The sequence below is a fragment of the Pontiella sulfatireligans genome, assembly GCF_900890705.1.
Classification (GTDB): domain Bacteria; phylum Verrucomicrobiota; class Kiritimatiellia; order Kiritimatiellales; family Pontiellaceae; genus Pontiella; species Pontiella sulfatireligans.
In genome coordinates, this window is the sequence record NZ_CAAHFH010000001.1 from 3,513,301 (window position 1) to 3,534,159 (window position 20,859).

The window sequence follows — 20,859 nt, forward strand, 5'->3', positions numbered from 1 at the left end:
CACCGAATACACGAAACCCGACTTGAATCCTCCTAATGTATTCTTTGTATGCTGCGGTTTAAATTAAAAACCTTTATTTCCTTCGACCGTCAGCGTCGCTTTTGTTGCGTCGTCCGCAAGAATGGCCTTCGTATGGGAACCGACGTAGATGTTGTCGATCAGCTGGACATTCCTGCAGTTCTTGAAGTCGAACAGATAGGCATTGTTCCATTGCGGTTCAAAGGTTTTGGTCTGCTTAATCGTGTTTCCCTTGAAAACGAACCCATCCACCCGGTCCAGCCAAATAATGCGGTTGTCGTAGGTTTCAATCGTGTTGTCGATGAAACGGATGTTGCGGTCGAAAGGAATGCTTGCGTCAAAGGTTTTTCCCAGACGCGGCGTGACGTACATCACCGAATGCTCCATCCCGCTCGACGCACAGTCCTTGAAACGGTTATTTTTGATCAGCACATCCTCGACGTTGCCAGACTCAAACCAGTAGTAGGTTTCGCCACGAAGAAAAACGGCCGACATGTGGGAGGAAAAGTCGTTGTTTTCAATCACAACAGGAAGTGGCGTTTTAATCACCACATTGCGGGCACGGTGCTTTTCAAAATGGTTGCCGCGCATGGTAAACGTAGGATTCCAGGTCTTGTTTTCCAGTACATCCCCTGCTTTCAAATTGCTGGGGATGGGCTTCTTGAGGGTCAGCTCAATGAAACGGTCGTTGATTACCTTAACCGCCGTGACCTTATTCACGGCCCCGCGGGTCGGGTCGGGCTGATGGATGAACCAGATTTTATCCCCCACTCCGGCAAACTCGAAACCGAGCTGCTGGAAATGGACCAGCTTAACGCGGACGGTCTTTTCGTCGAGAACCTTGTCCACTTCCACATAGGTTCCATGCACGTTGGTGCTGTCGTCGAGCATGCCCTTGAACCGGCAGTTTTCAACCACGACATCGCCCTTGCAGTTTGCAAAGTGCGTGCCGTCGGCAATGACCGAAACCACACGGTCGGAGCCCTCGCGGACATAGATGCCGCTGTTGGCAATGGTGCCCGTATCGCAACGCTCCAGCAGGAAGCCCATGCCCAGCGCGTGATGAATCACCACGCCGTCGAACAGAATGTTGCTCGACGATTTGCAGTGGAACGCCGGCGCATAGCGGTTCTTTTTGCCCTTGGAGTTCAGGATGGTTCCAACCTTTGGATAATGTTTAAGCTTTTCGTAGAACCGTAGAATGCCGTCCTTGCGCTTTTCAACCTTGGTCGGTTCGCTGGTGAAGTCCCAGGCCCCGTACGCAATGTTCTTGGTGGCTGGATCAAATGCGAGCGTGCTGCCAACCTTGGCATACGAGGCACCGTCAACATCAGGAAAGATCAGTTGGTCCTTTTGAACCTTCCAGGAATAACCTTTTGTGAACGGCTTAACATCGCGCCAGCCCTCCTCCTCGTTCACGGCCACGACTTCGGCCTGAAAGCAGAACGGAATATCCCAATCGATGGTCAGGTTCTTTGTGGTCACCTTCCCGCAGTTTTCAAAAAGGAACGGCATCATCTGCCCGTGAAAAAGAAGTTCAGCCCCGTTGCCCTCTATTTCCACCGACTCAAAACCATCGAACAAGAACGCGATCTTTTTCAGGCCGTTGTCGTGATTGGTGATGAAGCAGTATTTTTCCGAAGCATAGTCAGGCCGGAAAAAATAAGTTCCCTTGGAAAGCACCAGCTTTATATCCGGCTCGGAAACGCCTTCCAGCGCCGCGCGGACCACCGGCGTCATATCGCCGGCCTCCGGCTTGATCTCGATAACCTGCCGCGCTTCGGCCCCCAGACCTGCCAACAGCATGAGTCCTACCATTAAACCTGAAGTTTTCTTATTCATAGTCTCTCCCCAATGAAAATTTTATTTTCGGTCGGCAACACCCCAACCGGTATTGAAGCCGATTAATATACTCCTACAGCTCAAGAACGAAACCCATCAATGCGCAAAGAATATACGTAATTGCGCCATATACGCCAAGGCGATTGCCCGAAGAAGGGGCCAGGCAGAACAATTAGCGGGAAGGATAATTCCACCGAAAAATCAGGCAGGAACCTGCAATGCGTTCCAGCCGATAGGCAGCAAGTTCATGTCCAGCCGTACGCCCCATGAGCAGATGACGGCTAGAATCATGTTGAACGGCCCAAAGGGAATAATGAAATCATATCCGTGTACGCCTGCAAAATCACTGCGACACACGCGCACCGGCTCCTCAATGATTTCAATCTCTATGTGGTTGCCGACCTGTAAAAGTTGATCATCGCAAACTCCGAGGGCCTGCAGGAGCTTCCTTGAGTCAGGCCCCATCACGGCCATTCGGGCAACGCGGTCAGTCTCGTCGGTCACCGAGACATCAACCGAATGAAGCCGACTCACCACCGTCTGGACTAAAATGCGGAGAAGCCCGATCCATAACTGGTCGGTTCCTGCATATAGATCTATCGGTTCGTCCGACAGGGCTTCGATCCACACACCGCATACACCGCCCCCCGGGGGCAGATCGACGGGGACTCCCTCAATAACTTGCAACACATCTTTCCCGCCCAAGGCAATCCAGCCTTGGTCGCCTCGGTCGGGCAGACCGGCTCCGAGGGTGATCGCTTCCATCTCATCCTCGAACGGCGACATATGGCGTGCAAGGAATACATCGCTAAACGCCACGTGATGTTTAGGATCAAAAACCTTGCCCGGGACCGTGGAGGCTACAAACGGACTTGGCTTAATCATTTGCTTTGCCTCCTTGGCTTCATGGGCATCTCCCTTTGTCATCAATCCTTTTGGCGATGTATGCTAATTACTCTGAGAAGTCCGCCATTACAATGTTATCCGAAAAGCTTTGGTAGGCGGTTTCAAATTGCTTGGCCATTTCATCCGGGAAGAGGTGAAAGTCGCCGGCAGCCAATGCTTCCACAATGCCTTCAGAAACCGTTGTCGTTGAAGCGCCGTCATCAAAGCCGGCTTCCGTCCCCATATCGGTGGCAATCGGGCCGGGGTGAACACTGAGCATGGCGACCCCTTTGTCTTTGAGCTCCCATCGAATCCCCTGCGTCAGGGAATAGGAGGCCGCCTTGGATGCCGAGTACGTCGAGAGGTCCGCGAAGTTTTTAATGGAGGCCACGGAATTCAACTGAACAAGGGCTCCCTGATTCTTTACCAAGATATCGGCGAATGCATTGGCGACGCGCAGCAGACCGAATACATTCACATCCAGCTCTTTGGTCAGTGCGGCTTCGGCATCTTCTCCGAACGGCGACGACTGGAAAAGTACGCCGGCGTTATTGACCACGATATCGACATCCTGCGCCTGTTCGGCCAAACGCTTAATAGAATCTGCATCGGATACGTCGGCCTGAGTGGTAACAACTTTATCACCAAACTGCTCTTCCAACGCTTTTGTCGATTCGGGATTACGGACCGCCAGGTAGACTTTTTTGGCGCCGTGGTTGATGAACGATTCCACGATCGCTTTGCCGATGCCGCGGTTTGCGCCGGTAACCAGCGCCACTTTGTTTTCTATTGAAATGCTCTCGATTTTATTCCTTTCGCTTGGGTTTTTATGCCAGTTGATCTTACTTCTTGAGCGCCTGAAGGGCCCCAACAACATCCGCCGGCTCGGCGCGGTTGCGATAATCAGCATCTAAAAAGGCATAGATAATTTTCCCTTCTTCGTTGATGACATACGTTGCTGCGAGCGGCAGTTCATTCGAACTGTTTCCGTTGTTGGCCGACAACGAAAATTTATCTTCATAGATGGAAGCAACGCCATCCGTGAGCTTGTAAACGATGCCATAGTCCCGCGCGACGTTGTTGTTGAGATCGCTGAGGACTTCAAACTCCAGTTCCGTTTTTTCAGCAGTCGACATAGATTGATCGGGAAGTTCGGGCGTGAGCGCGATCAGCGTTGCGCCCTGTGCTTTAAAGTTCGGCAATTCCTTCTGCATCGCCCGCAAGGCCAGATTGCAATAGGGACACCAACCGCCGCGGTACCAGGTCAGAATCACAGGCCCTTTCTTTAGGGAGTCACTTAAACGGACCGTTTCGCCGGCGGCATTGGTCAGTTCAAAACCGGGAGCCCTATCGCCTACCTGTTTTGCCTGCTGCACAACTCCACTATCTACGACCGCCTGAATCCCTTCGGCATAGGTTTTTTTTACAGGGCCCGAGGCTTTTGCACCAAAGGCATTCTTCCGGCTATCCAATTGCGCCTTGAGACTTGAGTCTGCATTTTCGATGGTCATTTCTGATTCTCTTGTTTGTTTCGAGCAGGAAACCACCAGTGTGGCTACGGCGAGCATGGCTCCCGCAATTTTTAATGTTTTCATGTTGTTCTCCTTTTTTATGAGAGTTAATGGAGGCTTGGGTACGGGCTGACGTTCAATATTAGCTTTATTTATCCCTAAAATGAATGTAGATAGGCCGCCCCATTTCGCAGTCAAATGGATCCCCCTTTGTGTTATCTGTCACCCTGCCCTTTATCGAAAAACGCGTTCAATATGCTCTTATGACAAGAAGCTATGTTAGTCAGTGAAATGCAAATAATTCCAATTGCAATATAAACGAGCATCCACTTGGTGCTTGATCTCAAGAAAAACTCGGAAAGAAGGGCGCCAGTCATTGCGCCTATCGAATACAAGTTGTTAATAGTAAATATCCTAGTTCTTTTTCGATTGTCACCCTTCTTCAATAAAACAATCAGACAGTTAATAAAAAACGAGAGTGATGCAATGCCAATGATAAATCCGGTTGATATTCTGAAAGCGGTGGGATCTAAGCCAAGGGGCTTTGCCATATCTTCAAATGCGGCAACCGAAATCGGCCAGGCAGCAAGCTTTGACACCGTAAATCTCATCAAAATTAATCCAGCAAATAAATTAAGTAACGCGAGCAGGGCTCTGGCGATGTGTACTGTTTTCATGGTGCTCTCCTGTTCATGTGAAATAGTGAAGACTCCGGCCGTATCCTGCCGTTTATTATTATTAAGGTGTTTTATGATAGGTTCACTTTGGAGTATCAGCGCAGTGCTTTCGCCAGCGGGCAGGTGGCCTCGTCGAAAACCACAGCGTCAGAAGACCCTCCCGCCCGCCGAGTGCTTTTCCCGCCGACACTTTAAGCGGCGCAAGATCGAGCAGCGTTTCGTTGACGTCAAAAATGATCACCTTCGGCTTCGGCATGGTAGACACCTAACCGCTATTCGTTCGTGACCGGCTTCTCCCAAGCGAACTTCTGGAAGGGAGCATCGACCGGTGTTTCGGCAATGTGATTAACGTAGTTGCTCATCACTTTTTGTGACGTGCCCAGAACGATTTCCAACAGTTGTCTCTGTTCGTAGCCCGCAGCGTAAAAGGCATCAAATTCTTCAGCAGACAGCTCGCCGCGTTTGCGAACCATGGCCAGCGTGGTGTCCTGCAAGACTTGAAGTTTTGCCGTCGGCATCGGCTTCTGGTTTCGGAGTGCTTCTGTTAGCGCTGGATCAACTTTCATCATGTGGGCAATTCCGGTATGCGCCGGAACGCAGTAGGTGCAATTATGCTCAACATTGATGGACTGCCATACAACGGTCATCTCTTCTGCATCGAACGATGTATGCAGAAAAAGGTCGTGCAACACCTGATACCCCTCCAATAATCCCGGAGCTTCAGCCATTACTGAATAAATATTGGGAATCATACCCATATTTTTTTGGGCGTTTTCCAGCAACGGTTTGCTGGCTTCCGGCGCGGAATCTACATCGTGAATCTTAAAGGTACTCATTTTGTTCTCCAGTTGCTCTTGTTTAAACGATTTTTTGCCTACAGCACTCCTACAGACAAATTCATCTTGAATGTTCGTTCAAGATAACACGGCAAAGCCGCGCGTCAACCACTTTTTGAATGACTATTCAACATGATGTGCTACAGTGCTTTCCAGTTAGACGGAATCTGAGAGCGAAGAACCGAGGCAAACCCATGGCAAGAGCCCTATTTGATAGAGACGAAGTGATTGATAAATCGATCGAACTTTTCTGGCAGCACGGCTTCAGCGCATCTTCCATGCAACAGGTTGTGCAGGCTACCGGTCTTCAGCCCGGCTCAATCTATCTGGCCTTCGGCAACAAAGAAGGCCTGTTCCGCGAAGCGCTGGAGCGTTACGGCCGAAAATCCCTTGCCTGGATTCGAGATGTACTGGACGGAGCTCCGAGTATCGGGGAGGGAATCTGCAGGATTTTCGAAGAAAACATACAGGCCTCGATGAAACAGAATTATTGCAGCTGCTTCCTCGTCAAAACCCAGCTTGAGTTGGCTGCCGAAGGCAACGATCTGCATGAACTCGCCGCCGCCAAACTGGGCGAGGTGGAAGCGCTGTTTTGCAGCTACCTTGAAAAAGAGTTCGAGAAAGAGCGGAGCGAACAACGCGCGGTCAGCATCATGTTTCATATTTTTGGGATGCGGGTTTACGGCTATCAGCCGGATTCCGCGGATCGCATACGCCAAGGACTGCGCACCGGCCTGCCCTGGCTGCCCTGGAGCTAAAAGACAGCCGCTTGTTCATAACGCGGCATTATACGAGCCGCCCCTAAGCCTTTGGCTAGTTGTCAAGTTTAAGCATCGGAGCATCCTGTTGCACACTATTTAAATGTACCGGGGAGCCAGAGACGAACCTGACAAGAAGAACGACCCTTCAGACAACGGCCACGGCAGCAACGGGGGAGTTGAACCCCGGCAGCGTATTGGGGGCGCCATCAACCAGCAGGCACAACATCCATTTCTTCATACGGTTCCTTTCAGATTTACTCTTCAACAAGCTTCCAGGTTCGGATCCAGTCATACTTGGTCGTACGCTCATCCAGGGTTTCGGATGCAACCATGCCGCCATCTTCCGGGATCGGGTTCCAGTCATAGGTTTCAATGGCCATGTGCAGGTATGCCGGGATATCCCATTTGGACTCGGGATGAATGGAATACATGTATTTGCCGTCGAGATAGAACCGGATCTCTTCCGCTGACTTCCACTAGGCTCCATACACGAAATACCGGCGGGCATTCTTTTCCTCCAACCCCGTCCACCCTTGCTTCTTCGTCTCTTTAGGTTCGCTGAAGTAGCGCCAGTGAATGGCATTCGAATGAAATATCTGGTCCCAGTTGCGCGCCCACTTTTTGGTCAGTTCCGTGGTTGTCCCTACACACTCCTGAATATCCAACTCCAGGGCCTCGTCTGGCCCCCCTTCCGTCAACAGCCAGAACGTGGATGACATTTCGGTCGCGTTGGCCTTCATCCGGCATTCATAATACCAACCCTTTTCGCCGGTCTGAATAGAACGAACAATCCCGCCGCAGTAGGTATAGCTCCCTTCTACCCCGGTGTACGGTTCATCCAGCACGCCCACCTTTACACGGAGATCCCCATCTTTTACCCATACGTTTTCCGCCTGAAAAAGTCCGGGCGGACGCCCCTCCCACGTAAAGCTGTTCTCAATCGGCTCGATCTGCCATTTCCTGAGGTCTACGGAATCCCCCGTAAACTCATCGGACATATTCTCCACCTTTTCCCACTTCAACCCCGCCGGATTTTCACCGGAAATAAATACAGGGACGGACTGTCCGAAAACACCGTTAGCAATCAACAGAACCAATAAGGATATAACTGAACTATTCATCATTCGCACCTCACCAACTTCTTTTTGACCGCAAAGACAGGAAGTCATTCAATCCATTGCTTGGCGGTCATCAAATTGTCCTGTTAAAGCCTTACTTCACCTGAAAGATTACCCGACCGGAAATAGGACCTGAAATCACAGACGGTTCACCCTGAGGCCCAAGGTCTTCAGCATTGGCAAACTTGGTTCCCGTGCCCGGCAGTTTATGGAACAGATGCAGACCACCGGCTTCCGGATAGTGCCACCACGCATGGATCGGGCTGGTCGGTGTGTTTTTTCTATTCCGATCACCCTTTGCATTACTCGGTTGCAGAACGCCTATAGCAGCATCCTCTGCATCAACCAGCAACGATGCTCCCGAATTCAGATTCAGTTCCATCCATTCCACATTGCCAAAGATGCCTTTAAACTCAGGCTCTCCCCAATTCACACCGGTAATGTGGTCATTAAAATCATTTTCCCAAAGTCCGAACTGCGGGCCGCGTAGACGGTTCCCCCAAATGCGATACGGCCCCTGCCCTAACCAACGTTTGGACACCACGTCATCATCAGCCAGATCAAAACCGACCGCACAGTACGCCAGCTCATTCGTTAGCGTTGCAAATGAATAATCGAGTGCCACCGTGCCCTCATTTGAAAGCGTCCATTTAAAGGATGATCCATCCGCGTTTGTCGATTTAACTATAACCGCCCCGGCTTTCTGCGAGACCTCGGCTTTCCAATCCTTGGAAAACTTCAGCACCTTATCTAGCGTTCCCGCATACAGCACGGGCCCATTCCCCAGACCGCTTTTTTTTCCATTAACAACACAACTCATCAGCTGACCGGTTTTCGGCGAGAACGACCAAACGGTATTTCCAAGCTTCACTTTAAACGGGTTATCCGCAGCTTGTTTAACCTTCGTACTTTCAGCTACCGCCGCCTTATCGTGGCCAATCTTCCAGGACCACTTCATGATCTCAACACCGGCCGAACTGGAAGCGGTAAGCTCCAACGCATCTGCCTTGTTCCAATCATTGGGAAGCGGAAGCTCAAGTGCTCCGGTTTGACCCGGTTTAACTTTAGGGCCCTTCAGTTTTCCTTCAGTCCGCACCGTGGTTTCCGGCTTTGTATTGAATGGAGCTGAATAATTAACCAATCTCCACTCGAATGAGCATTCGTCCAGTCGGGTTTCATAATAGCGATTTACGATCGGCAGCTTTCCCTTGAAGTTCTCAGGTAGCTGATCGGCCGGAATCTGCACCGGCGACCAGATTTCGCGGACGGAATAATAACTCGCCTCTTTTTCGCCGTTAGGACCGACAATCCCGTCGGCTGAATGGTTGCCGTCGGTATCCAGCTTCCCATCCTTATCGGTACGGGCAATGGCCGCATCACCCCAGCACCACAACACACCACCGGCAGAGACCGGAGACTGAGACATCGCACTCCAGAAATCTTCCAGCCCCGCGCCGTGGCCACCATCATAAAGTCCATGCAGAAACTCGGTCGGCAGATAAACAACCGAACCGTTGAGTTTTTTATTAAGCATGTTGTAGCTCGGGTAATGCTTAGTATCAATGCCTTCGAAATAAGACCAGGGATGAATCACCGGCCGATCCTGCAGATCGTACAAATGGTACAGTTCATCGATTTCCAGATTGAAGCCGTTTTCATTACCATTGGCCCATAGAATTACAGAAGGATAATTCTGATACTTCATGACCAGTTCATAGGCAATGTTCCGGGCAATCGGCGTATCGATATAGGGATTATGCCAATTGCACAGTTCAGTAATCACCATCAGCCCCAGTTCCTCACAGGCCTCCATAAATTCGGTGGTCGGCGGCATGTGGGAACGCACGAGATTCACATTCATCGCCTTGATGGCCCGAGCATCGGCCCACACCTTTTCAGCATCCACCGCCCGGCCGTGCTGCGGATCAAATACATTCCGGTTTATGCCCTGAACCAGTATTCTTTTTCCATTCAGGTAAAAGCCGTCTTCCGGGCGCATTTCAAACGTTCGGAAACCGAAGCGTTCCGTCTTTTCAGAAACCGGTGCTCCATTATTTTTCAGCGTTACTTTCACCTGGTAGAGAGTGGGATATTCCGGCGACCAAAGCTTAGGATTTTTGATCGTCGCCTTTAGACGAACCCGGCCGGTGGCACCATGAATAGCCGCTGAAATCGGAGCTCCGACATCTACCCCCTCAAGCGTCTGAACCTGTGCGACAACTTCATCAACTGTGGTTTCTGATTCCTCTCGAAAATTAGTTTTTCGCTGTACCTGCGGAAAGACATCCAACCGCATTGAACCGTCGGCCCGCGCATCAATGGCCAACCGGTTAACAAAATCCTTAGGTTGGACTTCCAAAAACACCGGGCGATAGATTCCGCCAAACACCCAATAGTCGCCCTTGCGCTCCGCCTGATCCAAACTGCTGTTGTCGGGCTTTTTCTTCACCAGCACTTCCAGCATATTTTCTTCGCCGTATTTAACGTTGGTTTTATCGAGGATATACCGAAACGGGAGATAGCCGCCGTGGTTTGGCGCACCGACGGTCTTTCCGTTAATCTTGATTGAGGTCTCCGTCATGGAGCCTTCAAAGACCAACCGGACATGCTTTTCCTCCCAATCCTTGGGAACCATAAACGTGGTACGGTACGTCCCGGTTTCGTCATGCTTCGTCGCGGGATCATCATGACCATAGTTGTAGTTGCCGAAGCCCTGTTGCTCCCAGTTTGACGGCACCTGGATCTTCGTCCATTCGCCGCTCTTCCGGCCTTTGGAGCAGAAGAAGTCCCACTCCACCGCATCCGACGGCCCCTTGCCCGAAAGGTAAATTCGTTCAGCACTCGGTGCCCCGAAAACTGAAACCACAACCAGATTTGCCACTAAACCAATCATCCATTTTTTCATGTTCATGTTTCTCCTATTAAAAACATTTGAAACACAAAGGCACTAAGATCACCAAGTCTCTCAAAATAAAAATCTTTGTGCCCTTAGTGCCTTCGTGTTTAATCATTCCCGTTAAAGCGTCACGCCTTGTTTCCAAATTGCAAAATCACGATACCCATTTTCTTCGTTGCGCGTGAGCAGCCCCGAGGCGGTATCCAATAGAAAATCGAAGAACGCATCACCGACCTCCGCCATCGCTTTTCCTTCCAGCAGCACACCGGCGTTGTAGTCGGTCCAGTTTTTCTTCCGCTCCGCCAAGGCGGTGTTGGAGGAAATCTTCACCACCGGCACCGGCCCGCCCAACGGCGTGCCGCGCCCCGTGGTAAACAACACCATCAGGCAGCCGGAAGCCGCCAATGCGGTAACAGCAACGATGTCGTTGCCCGGCCCTTCCAACAATGTCAGTCCATCGCTCTTGATTCGTTCGCCGTAGCGGATCACATCGGTCAGCGGGGCGAGCCCGCCCTTCTGCACACAGCCCAGCGACTTGTCTTCGAGCGTAGTGATGCCGCCCTCTTTATTCCCCGGCGACGGATTTTCACCGACCGGCTCGCCGTGTGAAATGAAGTAGTTTTTAAAATCGTTCACGACTTCAACCGCCCGATTGAAAACTTTTTCATTCACGCAGCGGTTGAACAGAATGGTTTCGGCGCCGAACGCTTCCGGGATCTCGGTCAGCACGGCGGAACCGCCGCGCGCAATCAAGCGGTCGGACGCCGCCCCAACGAGCGAGTTGGCTGTCAGTCCGGAAAAAGCGTCCGACCCGCCGCACTTGAGCCCGATGCGCAACTTAGAAACCGGCATGGGTTCGCGTTGGACGGAGACCGCGTTGTCCCGCAGCTCGCGCAGCAGCTTTCCGCACTCAACCAGCTCGTCTTCCACATCCTGCGTGATCAAAAATTTGACACGGCTTCCATCGACCGGACCAATGAGCTCTTTGAAGGCTTCCATCGTGTTGTTTTCGCAACCGAGCCCGACGACCAGCACACCGCCTGCATTTGGATGGCGCACAAGATCTGCCAGAATCTTTCGTGACGCCTCGTGATCATCGCCCAGCTGGGAGCAGCCATACGGATGACTGAACACCACGATGTCCTCAACGTTATCCGGCAAGCCTTCGGCGCGCAGCTTGGCAGCTGCTTTTTCCGCCAGACCATTCACACATCCAACGGCTGGAATAATCCAAAGCTCGTTGCGGATGCCTACATCGCCGTTGGCGCGTGGATAGCCCATGAAGGAGCGTTCGTCATTAATTATTTCCAACGGCTGGAAGTTTGGTTCATAGTTGTATTCCAGCGTGCCCGAGAGCGCGGTCTTAACGTTGTGGTCATGGACCCATTCGCCGGCCTGAATAGCTGCGGAAGCGGTGCCGATGGGGTAGCCGTATTTAATAACCGGTTCACCTTTAGCAATCGGCACCAGCGCCAACTTATGACCCACCGGAACGCCGCTCTCGTTTTCAGAAAGGGCAACCGCGACATTATCTCGTTCGTTGATTTTCAGGGTCTCATTCATTAATTCCACCCATTATGTTTTTAATCGCATCACGCGACCCGTCCTTAATAATCAGCTCCAGCGATGCTGCAACTGCATCTTCAAGCCCGGGAAGTCGTGTCAGGTCTTCGCCCCAGAATCCTTCATGACTCAACACCCCATGTACAACCGTCGTCGCATCATCCGACTTCCAGACCTTAGAAAAGAATTCCAGCACATCCGGGTCGTCGTTAGGAGCATATCCTTCGCGAAGGCCGCCTTTGTAAAAAGCAATCAAGGCCGCCAGCGAGAACGAAAGCAACGCGGGCGGTTTGCCGAAGGCGTCAATATAGCGTTTTACGGACGGCAACACACGCACCTTCCATTTGGAAACCGAGTTAAGGCTGATCGAAAGCAGCTCGTGTCGAATGAAGGGATTCAAGAAACGCTCCACCACTGCGGCGGCAAAAGATTCCGCTTCCAGCCGGTCCATGGGAAGTGCCGGAACAATTTCATCGAAAACAAGGTTCTTCACGTAAGGTCCGAAATTATCGTCCTGCATCATTTCGCGCACCGTATCCAAACCGCCGAGATAAGACGCCAGCACACTTGCGGTATGTGCGCCATTCAGGATCCCGACCTTCCGATTGCGGTAGGGCTGCATATCGTCTGTCCAGACCACATTCAGGCCTGCTTCATGAAAAGGCAGTTCTGCTTTCAGGGCTTCGGGTCCTTCAATCACCAGCAGATGAAAGAGCTCGCCGGTACAGATCAACTGATCTTCATATCCCAGATCGGCCGACATCGCCTCGGCTTCATCGCGTGGATAACCCGGCACAATGCGGTCAACCAAGGTGCTGAGAAAGGTACAGTCGTTTTCGATCCACGCCTCAAAGTCCGCTCCCAGTTTCCAATCCTTGGAATGTTTGAGGATGCACTCCTTTAGCACAGCTCCGTTATGATTAATCAGTTCGCAGGGAAGGAACACCATGCCGGATGCCGCTGAACCACCGAAGGCATCAAAACGCGCCGCCAGCCAAGCCGTCAACTTGGCAGGGAATGAGGCAGGGCAGGTTTCCGGTTTCGCCGTTTTCACGTAGGCGATTCCCGACTCGGTCGTATTCGACACCACATACCGCATTGCCGGATTCCGGGCTGTGGCCAGATAGTCATCCCACGCGGCATAGGGGTTCAGCCCCCGACTAACCGAAGTGATCAACTCATGCTGATTCAACGTCTCGCCATTTTCGATGCCGCGCAAATAAAGGGTATACAACGCATCCTGCTCGTTCAGGGTTTCCACCAAACCAGTTTCCAGCGGCTGCACAACGACGGCACTGCCGTTAAACACCCCGGTTTCGTTCATCCGATGAAACATCCAGTCGATGAAGGCTCTCAGGAAATTCCCTTCCCCGAACTGCAACACCTTTTCTGGGAGCACAGCCCTTGCCCGCATTGTTTTAGTCAACTTCTTCATTATTTATTCCTTCGCCCCTTCAGCTGCAGATTATTCTGCAATACCCTCTGCCGAGGACTCACATGCTTATCAGCTAATGAATGTGCCACTTAGCGCGGAAAACACATATTGCATATTTTTTAATTTTATTGCACTTTTGCGCACATGCCTAAAACCAAAAGAATCCTGATGCTGCTCGGGAACTATGATCCGGCAACCCATCGCGGTATTGCCCGGGCATCCCGTTCGCTTGGATGGCACCTGAATGTGAGCATGCTCAGCTCCCAACAGATCCCTACCCACTGGGATGGCGATGGCATCATCTGCTCTCTGACCGACAATGTCCGATTGGAGCAGCTGGTAAAAAAGTCCGGCTTGCCGTGTGTGGACCTTTCCGCCTGGCGCATCGATCTGGACCTGCCGCGCATCTCGGCATCCAACCAAACCATCGGCCGCTTGGCCGCCGAGCACTTCATTTCCTATGGACATAAAAACTTTGGCTGGTTCTGCCACCGGAACAATACCGTGGCCGAAACCCGCTTTAACTCGTTTAAAAAAGAACTCAAAAAGAACGACCTTTCAGTCCCCAAACAACTCGTCGGGAAAAAGACACAAGACCAGCACAGCGTAGAGCAATGGCTGTCCGGACTGGATACCCCCTGCGCACTTTTTGCATACAACGACAACGCCGCCGCTTGGCTGATGAATATCTGCCTATCGGCGGGATTTCGGGTTCCAGAAGATTTTGCGATTGTGGGCGTCGATAACAATCCCCTGATCTGCGACTACCTGCCCGTACCCTTATCGAGCGTTAACCACGATCATGAACGGATCGGCTATGAAGGCGCCCTTCTGCTGGATCAGATTATCAACGGCAAAGCATCCCCATTAGCCGTTCAGTATATTAATCCCAACGGCATTACACTCCGAGCCAGCACCGATGCTCTCGCCGTGAGCGATCCGCTCATTCGCGATGCGCTGCTATGGATCCAGCAGCATCTGCGGGAACCGATCGGAACCAACGAAATCGCCAACATCTTCGACATATCCCGTCGTAATCTGGAAATGCGCTTCCAGAAAACGTTGAATACCAGCGTGCATAAAAAGGTGGTCGAACTCCGACTCAAACAGGCGGAACACCTCTTATGCAAAACCACCAGAAAAATTGAAGACATCGCCGCCCTCACCGGATTCTGTCATGCCCCCCACCTGTGCCGCGCCTTCAAACAGCAATACCGCCAGCCCCCTCTCGCCTACCGCAAAAGCATGCGCGCGGAATAAACGTAAACGCCTCTTCTTTCACCCCGTAGTCAGCTCCGGCAAAGCCTGATAATTTGTCAGGCATGGATACGAATGAAAACAATGTGTCGGGGCGGGCTTCCTATACGGAGGAAGAACGCCGGGAACTGATCGAGGAGTTTAATTCAGCGGGGCTGACCCAGGCGGCGTTTTGCCGGGAATGGAGCATCAACCCGAAAACGCTGGCCCGTTGGCTGCGAATTGAACGTCAGGAATCTGAGGTTGCTTTTTGCGAGGTGGAAGTTCAGCCCGGACCTCCTGAGATAGATGAACTGAAGATCTTTCTGCCGAACGGGATTGAGGTTCAGCTTCCAATTCCGTCACTGAATGAACTCGGTATGGTTCTGCGGGAGGCTGCCGGATGTTTGGATTAAGTAATTCAATCCGGGTATTTCTGGCGGTTGAGCCGGTGGATCTGCGTAAGAGCTTCAACGGATTGCACTGTGTAGTGCAGGATAGGTTAAATGAAGATCCGTGTTCGGGCACATTGTTTGTGTTTACGAACCGACGGAAAAACCGGATCAAGACGCTGTACTGGGATGGTACCGGCATGTGGGTTGCTATCAAGCGGCTTGAAAAGGGCTGTTTCAGTTGGCCTCAAGGCGTTGGCGCAGATGAAAAGCTTAGTCTTGCTCCGGAAGCGCTGGCCCTGCTGCTCGATGGAGTTGATCTAAAACAAGGCTCGCTCAAACCTTGGTATCAGCGCTGATTTTTTTTGCATTTTCCATCAGGTTGGTGCCGCATTTTCAACGTGTTTTGGTATAATGTACGGCATGAATTTTAACCGGGAAAATTTTGATCTGATGGTAAAGGAGCGGACGTCTCTGAATGCCGAAAACACTCAGCTCAAAACCGAAGTTAAACTGCTTAATGAGAAAGTTCAGTATCTGCTGAAAAAACTGTTCGGGCGCAGTTCCGAAAAGTTAAGCCCGGATCAGATGGAACTACTGCTCGATGAACTGCAGGAAGCCCAAGAGGCTCTGGAAATAGCGGAAGAGGCCGAACAGGATGATTCAGAGCCGGTTGAGTCCCGTCGAGGAAAGCGCAAGCCGCTCAAGGAACGGGTCCCGGAAGACCTGCCGGTTGAGCAGGTGATCATCATTCCCGATGAGGTTCAGGGAAATCCTGGTCGCTATAAAAAAATCGGGGAGGAAAAAGTACGGGAGCTCGACGTTGTTCCGACCCGGTATTTTATCCGTGAAATCATTCGAGAAAAGTTTATTGAGATTGATAACCGTGAAGTGCCGCCGCTGATCGCACCAGCTCCGGCAAGACTGATTCCAAACAGCTATGCTTCTGCCGGTCTGCTCCTACAGATCATTCTGAGCAAATATTGCGACCATCTTCCGCTCTACCGTCAGGAACAGGTTTTAAAATACCGCCACGGCATCGAAATCAGCCGCAAAACCATGGGCAACTGGATGTATCTTATCGCCGACTGGTTAACGTTGATCTACGAAGCACTGAGAAATGAAATCCGGCAAAGTGAGTATATTCAGGCCGACGAAACTTTTATCAAATACCAAGACCCGAAAAAGGACCATTGTCCCAATGGATACCTATGGGCCTATCACAGTCCAGGCGTTGGAGTGCTCTTTGAATGGTTTCCGAGTCGTGCTGCATCATGTCTTGATTCGATGCTGACAGATTACGCCGGTCTTCTGCAAAGCGATGGATACGGTTCTTATCCGTCATGGCTGAACGACCCGGCTCATGAACAGGAAAAGGGAAATATTATTCATGCCTGCTGCTGGGCACATGCCCGGCGTAAATTTCATGAGGCCGGGGATTCAATCAGCCGGAAAATTATCAAACTCATTGCGAAGCTCTATCGCAACGAAACCACGTTGCGCAAACAACCGGAGCTCGACCGGGCAACCTATCGGCAGGAACACTCTGCTCCAGTGCTTAATGAAATAAAAACCATTCTGGATCGTGAACAGAAAAAACAACTGCCCAAAAGCAAGCTCGGAGAAGCTATCAGCTATACCCTCAAACGCTGGGACAGCCTGAACCTGTTTCTTGAGCACGGGAAGCTGGAAATCGACAATAACCTTGTCGAAAATGCCATCAGGCCCACGGCCATCGGCAAGAAAAACTTCCTCTTCTTCGGCAGCCCCCGATCCGGTCAGGATAGCGCCATCATATACAGTCTCATCGAAACCTGCCGAAAACTCGACATCAACCCCGCCGACTATTTGCGGGATGTGCTCGAAGCCCTTCCAACCATGGGACAGAACGAAGCTGCCAGCTGGACTCCGGCTCAATGGAACTCATCCCGCGCACAGTCAGCATAAATGCTGTCAAGTGGGTGAACGAACAGACGCATACGAATAAACCCCGACGACTGAATAACGTTCAATCAAAAGAACAGGTTGAAGTAGACGGCACCAGTGATTTTAACTGGATTGGAATGAATTTTCTCCAGTTGTAGAAGCTAACGGATATTATATTATACAAAAACCCGCCGGATTCCGGCGGGCTAGCCTTTATGCCCCCCTTTCAGGGGGCATTTATTGAACGACTACTCCGTAATGAGAAGCTTGTAGAACTCGACCGGATTGATCATCGGGATGGAATTGGTTACCACCTCGAAGTTGGCACCGATTCCATTGGTTAACCATAGTCCACCCGATCCGGTTTCCGTGTAGTCCACACCGCCAGCGGTCAGTATGGTGAACGGAATGACTACCAGGTTTTCAGTTGCCGCGACATTATAGGTCGGACGCGGCGTATTGATCATGCGAGGATACATATAGATGAAGCTGCCGCTTCCATCCACTTCCATGCGCCGATCCTGGATGCCGACGTTGTTTATATCGTTAGGATTGCCGCCCAGACCCCATTCCTCGCCGTTGCTAATACCATCGCCATCGTAGTCGTTGGCAAATGCAGCGGCGTCGTTGTAGACGTTGTAGCCTGCGGCCCATGTCTGGTATGCGGAAGGCTGCGAACCAAATTCCACCTTGATGGTATCTAAGTAGCACCATCCAGTCCCAACTTCATTCATGGAGTCGTAGAAGTATCCAAGGGCATTCACATCCGTCAGCGACAAGGCAGAGCCGAGGGTATACGAACCACCCATAACGGTCATGCGATTGGTGTCCGTAGGTCCCGCCAATGTCAGCGGCGTCCATTTTTCAGTGAGGATGTCGGTCGAGAGATTTGCATTGTTTTTACCCCACGTGTTCTGACTGACATACCACTGCGTGCCATTACGGATGGCTACTTGAACGGCAGACACACCTGTAACAAGATTTGTCATATTGAAGTTGCCCGCATCCCCGGTGATTAATCCACCATTGGCATCTGCGTTAAACGAACCGCCCGTATTGCCTACATTGTTCTCAACCCAGAGCAGGGTCGAATGATTCTGATTCCGCCACCGTAAGGTATCCGCTCCACCGGCCCGGACACCCGTATCGGTGCGATCGCCCTGGGAAACCATGAAGATTAATGGGCAGATATTCGTATCAACGTTAATAAAGTCAGCTCCAGTAAAGACAGACTTGGCACCACTCGTTGATGCTGGATCAGTTGGACCATCACCCGTTACGTACGTGGTGAATCCATTGCCGGCCACTGCCGTATAGGTGTCGCCACCCGCAGTTTCATTAGCAGCGGCCCAGTCCAGATCCTCACCCGGATAATGCAACGGTGCCTGTACGGCCAGCGCAAAAACGGCAAACTGATCGGAGGCAACTTCCGTGGCACCATACACCGACTTGATCGTATAGATGTAGGAGCGCTTGTCCACCAAGGAATCGCTGTCCACATAGGTGGATGCAGTCAGGCCCGATGCAATCAAAGCACCTTCGACCCCATAAACTTCCGACCGGTAGACACTGAAGGAATCCTGTTCCCCCCCAGCCAACCAGCTCAGCGTAATCGCCAGGTTGCCCTGTTGGCCGGTGATATCGAACGGCGCCACATGCGGGATTTCGCTGGCGTTGGTATGCACGACCGAAATAGAGTCGACAGAGACATATAACTCCTGACCGGCAGGTATGCGGTGACCCATGCCAAACTCCACGAGTTCGGCCACATAGGCGTCTACAGCCGGATTGCTTTCCGTATACACCACAAGACTGGTATGGCTGAGCCCACCAACCGTGGCTATAACCTGCCCATTATACTTGCTCGTGACGGTGGACTTCCGGATATACCAATCCAGCGTAATCTCGTCGGTGACCAGATCAGGCAGGCTGTTGCTCGTAACCGTTTCCCACAACGGATCCCAACCCACTTGATCCTTTGTCAATAAAAGCGCCTTGTTGACGTTGTACGAATGCATGTTCAATCCAAAGGCAATGCCATCGCTTGCATCATTGCGCACGACCCACAGTACGTCGTCGTCCTGTTCGGGGAACAGGTCTGTATTGGCTGTATCGGAGCTTATGCCAAACTCGAAGAATTCCTCCGCACCGGAAAGATTTGCAACCGTACCGATATTGGTAACCCCGCCAACCACATTGGTCACAGTGGCGCCATCTGCAACGGCCGATACACTGAAGACGGTGGTGCCGCTCCAAACGGAACCCACTTCGTTTGAGGTGAAGAGGCTGTATACCACATCGTTGCCCCCGTTTGTTGCAAAGAGCTGGTCGGATTCGGCAAAACCGGCACCGGCGGGATCCACGAGGAAGGCCTTTGGATTTGAATCGGCAATGGCGTTCCAGCTTTTCTGCCCGGCCAGATCGGCGCTGATGTAGCCCTCTGCGGAGGTAAATGAGGTGTCAAGAATAGTTGTGTTTCCGACCGCCGTGGGAGGCGCTTCAGGCGTTACATCAACAGGCACAGATACGGCATCCGCCGCTCCAGAGGCTTTTGCAGTCACTTTGTACCAGTATTCAGTACCGTTCGACAGGCCCGTATCGGTGAAGGCATTAGTGGTAAGTCCACTGCCGCCCGTTACGGGACTATAGGTGCCGCCACTAGTGCTGGACCAGGTCAGATCGTAGGTTCCGGCTTCAAAAACCGTGTCCCAAGAAAGATCCACTGTTCCGTCGCCGGCAAAAGCATTCAGCGTAGGCGTAGCCAGCACAGGAGGAACGTTTTCTGTTACATCAATGCTCAGGGCATCGATGGTGGCATCAAACCGATCAGACGTTTCTCCGACATCTGCACCGGCATCATGCTGGATCACGAAATAATCCAGGCTCGCGGCATTGTAGGCGTTCGACACGGTCTGGAGTGCCGTGGAGCCGCCGTTGGTCGTCGAGGCATCGAGATTGATCAATTCGCCCGTAAGGGCATAGGCAACCCCTTCGCGCGTCTTGCGGACATTGAAAACGGCGCGCAGGTTTTGGGTTTCCAGATCGCTGCCGCCTGTGCCGTCCCAGCCCGCCTCTGCGGGAGTTAGCGAGGCGATAACCGCCCAACCTGGACTTTTCTGCACACTTAGCTGAATCCGGTCGGAATTGCCGACATTCTCGCTGATAATGCGAAGATCCCACTCGTCGCCCGTACTGACATTGCCGGGATTGAGGAAGGTGTTCGCGACCGACAAGCCCAGCTCAAGAACGGCACCACTGTCCCACGCGCTGGTTGTTCTGCTGAGCTTGAAGTCAATATAGCCATCCCACTCGGTATCGACGGCATTGGCGGAATCAACCTGCATGCTGACAGGAAGTTCCCCGCCCGTATAACCATTGTTGAGCGTAGTAATGAAACCTGATCCAGCTGAATCAACAACATTGAACGCGTTGGAGTACGCGGCAATCTGCGTCCAGCCGTTCTGCCCGGCCAGGTCAGCGTCAGAATACGCCGGTGAATCCGACGAACTGAAACTGGTGTTGATGGGAAATGCCGCCCATGCGGATAATGCACCCATGCTCAATAGCACGGCTATCATGGTTTTTATTTTCATCCTATCTCCTCGCTGTTTGTCCGGTTTCAACAATTAGAGACACGCAGTCCTAATTCCCCAGAGGGAACACGATAGATTAGACAGAGCGCCTCTCTTTACCGGCTATAAGCGTTTTAGCACGAGAACGAGAACTTGAACACAGATAATCCGACATATAACCATGTCAATAT

Annotated in this window: 17 protein-coding genes and 1 pseudogene; 5 read left to right on the plus strand and 13 right to left on the minus strand. The window is 51.7% G+C overall.

What is annotated here, in order from left to right; genetic code table 11:
- Positions 1–63: 63 nt before the first annotated feature.
- The 7 genes and pseudogenes from SCARR_RS12315 to SCARR_RS12345 all read right to left on the minus strand — a co-directional run bounded on the left by SCARR_RS12315 (position 64) and on the right by SCARR_RS12345 (position 5,769).
- Positions 64–1,860 (minus strand): right-handed parallel beta-helix repeat-containing protein, encoded by a 1,797-nt coding sequence (locus tag SCARR_RS12315; protein WP_136061874.1) that lies wholly within the window; start codon positions 1,858–1,860, stop codon positions 64–66.
- A 201-nt stretch (positions 1,861–2,061) separates the two neighbouring features.
- The gene (locus tag SCARR_RS12320) at positions 2,062–2,745 is read right to left on the minus strand and encodes an aminomethyltransferase family protein (protein ID WP_168433270.1); all 684 of its coding nucleotides are present in this window, start codon (positions 2,743–2,745) and stop codon (positions 2,062–2,064) included.
- Positions 2,746–2,812: 67 nt separating this feature from the next.
- The gene (locus SCARR_RS12325; RefSeq protein WP_342803694.1) at positions 2,813–3,550 is read right to left on the minus strand and encodes an SDR family oxidoreductase; all 738 of its coding nucleotides are present in this window, start codon (positions 3,548–3,550) and stop codon (positions 2,813–2,815) included.
- Positions 3,551–3,587: 37 nt separating this feature from the next.
- Positions 3,588–4,454 (minus strand): peroxiredoxin-like family protein, encoded by an 867-nt coding sequence (locus SCARR_RS12330; RefSeq protein ID WP_222846277.1) that lies wholly within the window; start codon positions 4,452–4,454, stop codon positions 3,588–3,590.
- 17 nt (positions 4,455–4,471) lie between these two features.
- Positions 4,472–4,933, minus strand: a complete 462-nt coding sequence (locus tag SCARR_RS12335) for a hypothetical protein (RefSeq protein WP_136061876.1) — start codon at positions 4,931–4,933, stop codon at positions 4,472–4,474.
- A 130-nt stretch (positions 4,934–5,063) separates the two neighbouring features.
- Positions 5,064–5,189 (minus strand): annotated as a pseudogene (locus SCARR_RS12340) (haloacid dehalogenase type II); the annotation flags it as partial.
- A gap of 16 nt (positions 5,190–5,205) precedes the next feature.
- Positions 5,206–5,769, minus strand: a complete 564-nt coding sequence (locus SCARR_RS12345; RefSeq protein ID WP_136061877.1) for a carboxymuconolactone decarboxylase family protein — start codon at positions 5,767–5,769, stop codon at positions 5,206–5,208.
- Between the two features lie 194 nt (positions 5,770–5,963).
- Between SCARR_RS12345 and SCARR_RS12350 the strand changes: the two genes are divergently transcribed.
- Positions 5,964–6,527: a TetR/AcrR family transcriptional regulator gene (locus tag SCARR_RS12350; RefSeq protein ID WP_136061878.1), complete on the plus strand. Its 564-nt coding sequence runs from the start codon at positions 5,964–5,966 to the stop codon at positions 6,525–6,527.
- Positions 6,528–6,784: 257 nt separating this feature from the next.
- Here SCARR_RS12350 and SCARR_RS28610 read toward each other — a convergent pair whose 3' ends face one another.
- The 5 genes from SCARR_RS28610 to SCARR_RS12370 all read right to left on the minus strand — a co-directional run bounded on the left by SCARR_RS28610 (position 6,785) and on the right by SCARR_RS12370 (position 13,542).
- Positions 6,785–6,961 carry a hypothetical protein gene (locus tag SCARR_RS28610; RefSeq protein WP_222846279.1) on the minus strand — a complete coding sequence of 59 codons (177 nt, stop codon included), beginning with the start codon at positions 6,959–6,961 and terminating at the stop codon, positions 6,785–6,787.
- A gap of 45 nt (positions 6,962–7,006) precedes the next feature.
- Entirely contained in the window at positions 7,007–7,654 is a 648-nt protein-coding gene (locus tag SCARR_RS12355) for a LamG domain-containing protein (protein ID WP_222846280.1), read from the minus strand.
- 88 nt (positions 7,655–7,742) lie between these two features.
- Entirely contained in the window at positions 7,743–10,553 is a 2,811-nt protein-coding gene (locus SCARR_RS12360; RefSeq protein ID WP_168433271.1) for a glycoside hydrolase family 2 protein, read from the minus strand.
- 111 nt (positions 10,554–10,664) lie between these two features.
- Positions 10,665–12,107, minus strand: a complete 1,443-nt coding sequence (locus tag SCARR_RS12365) for a UxaA family hydrolase (RefSeq protein WP_136061880.1) — start codon at positions 12,105–12,107, stop codon at positions 10,665–10,667.
- Complete coding sequence (locus SCARR_RS12370; RefSeq protein WP_136061881.1) at positions 12,100–13,542, minus strand: tagaturonate reductase; 1,443 nt, start codon at positions 13,540–13,542, stop codon at positions 12,100–12,102. The genes SCARR_RS12365 and SCARR_RS12370 overlap by 8 nt, the downstream gene beginning before the upstream one ends.
- Before the next feature lie 144 nt (positions 13,543–13,686).
- On the opposite strand from SCARR_RS12370, the gene SCARR_RS12375 reads away from it, so the two are divergent.
- From SCARR_RS12375 to tnpC, 4 genes are all read left to right on the plus strand, one after another.
- Positions 13,687–14,802, plus strand: coding sequence for an AraC family transcriptional regulator (locus SCARR_RS12375; RefSeq protein ID WP_136061882.1), 1,116 nt, complete (start codon positions 13,687–13,689; stop codon positions 14,800–14,802).
- A 62-nt stretch (positions 14,803–14,864) separates the two neighbouring features.
- Positions 14,865–15,194: an IS66 family insertion sequence element accessory protein TnpA gene (gene tnpA, locus SCARR_RS12380; protein ID WP_136059628.1), complete on the plus strand. Its 330-nt coding sequence runs from the start codon at positions 14,865–14,867 to the stop codon at positions 15,192–15,194.
- On the plus strand, positions 15,182–15,529 hold the full coding sequence (gene tnpB, locus SCARR_RS12385) for an IS66 family insertion sequence element accessory protein TnpB (protein ID WP_136059629.1): 348 nt from the start codon (positions 15,182–15,184) through the stop codon (positions 15,527–15,529). The genes tnpA and tnpB overlap by 13 nt, the downstream gene beginning before the upstream one ends.
- A 64-nt stretch (positions 15,530–15,593) precedes the next feature.
- On the plus strand, positions 15,594–17,117 hold the full coding sequence (gene tnpC, locus SCARR_RS12390) for an IS66 family transposase (protein WP_168432867.1): 1,524 nt from the start codon (positions 15,594–15,596) through the stop codon (positions 17,115–17,117).
- Between the two features lie 227 nt (positions 17,118–17,344).
- Here tnpC and SCARR_RS12395 read toward each other — a convergent pair whose 3' ends face one another.
- Positions 17,345–20,689, minus strand: coding sequence for a hypothetical protein (locus tag SCARR_RS12395; protein ID WP_136061883.1), 3,345 nt, complete (start codon positions 20,687–20,689; stop codon positions 17,345–17,347).
- Between the last annotated feature and the right edge of the window lie 170 nt (positions 20,690–20,859).

Excerpts from the sequence above, each read along its gene's own strand:
- SCARR_RS12395 (WP_136061883.1), bottom strand. The coding sequence starts at position 20,689 with ATGAAAATAAAAACCATGATAGCCGTGCTATTGAGCATGGGTGCATTA.
- SCARR_RS12375 (WP_136061882.1), top strand. The coding sequence starts at position 13,687 with ATGCCTAAAACCAAAAGAATCCTGATGCTGCTCGGGAACTATGATCCG.
- SCARR_RS12355 (WP_222846280.1), bottom strand. The coding sequence starts at position 7,654 with ATGATGAATAGTTCAGTTATATCCTTATTGGTTCTGTTGATTGCTAAC.
- SCARR_RS28610 (WP_222846279.1), bottom strand. The coding sequence starts at position 6,961 with ATGTATTCCATTCATCCCGAGTCCAAATGGGATATCCCGGCATACCTG.
- SCARR_RS12345 (WP_136061877.1), bottom strand. The coding sequence starts at position 5,769 with ATGAGTACCTTTAAGATTCACGATGTAGATTCCGCGCCGGAAGCCAGC.
- SCARR_RS12360 (WP_168433271.1), bottom strand. The coding sequence starts at position 10,553 with ATGAAAAAATGGATGATTGGTTTAGTGGCAAATCTGGTTGTGGTTTCA.
- SCARR_RS12315 (WP_136061874.1), bottom strand. The coding sequence starts at position 1,860 with ATGAATAAGAAAACTTCAGGTTTAATGGTAGGACTCATGCTGTTGGCA.
- tnpA (WP_136059628.1), top strand. The coding sequence starts at position 14,865 with ATGGATACGAATGAAAACAATGTGTCGGGGCGGGCTTCCTATACGGAG.
- SCARR_RS12365 (WP_136061880.1), bottom strand. The coding sequence starts at position 12,107 with ATGAATGAGACCCTGAAAATCAACGAACGAGATAATGTCGCGGTTGCC.
- tnpB (WP_136059629.1), top strand. The coding sequence starts at position 15,182 with ATGTTTGGATTAAGTAATTCAATCCGGGTATTTCTGGCGGTTGAGCCG.
- SCARR_RS12335 (WP_136061876.1), bottom strand. The coding sequence starts at position 4,933 with ATGAAAACAGTACACATCGCCAGAGCCCTGCTCGCGTTACTTAATTTA.
- tnpC (WP_168432867.1), top strand. The coding sequence starts at position 15,594 with ATGAATTTTAACCGGGAAAATTTTGATCTGATGGTAAAGGAGCGGACG.
- SCARR_RS12370 (WP_136061881.1), bottom strand. The coding sequence starts at position 13,542 with ATGAAGAAGTTGACTAAAACAATGCGGGCAAGGGCTGTGCTCCCAGAA.
- SCARR_RS12350 (WP_136061878.1), top strand. The coding sequence starts at position 5,964 with ATGGCAAGAGCCCTATTTGATAGAGACGAAGTGATTGATAAATCGATC.
- SCARR_RS12320 (WP_168433270.1), bottom strand. The coding sequence starts at position 2,745 with ATGATTAAGCCAAGTCCGTTTGTAGCCTCCACGGTCCCGGGCAAGGTT.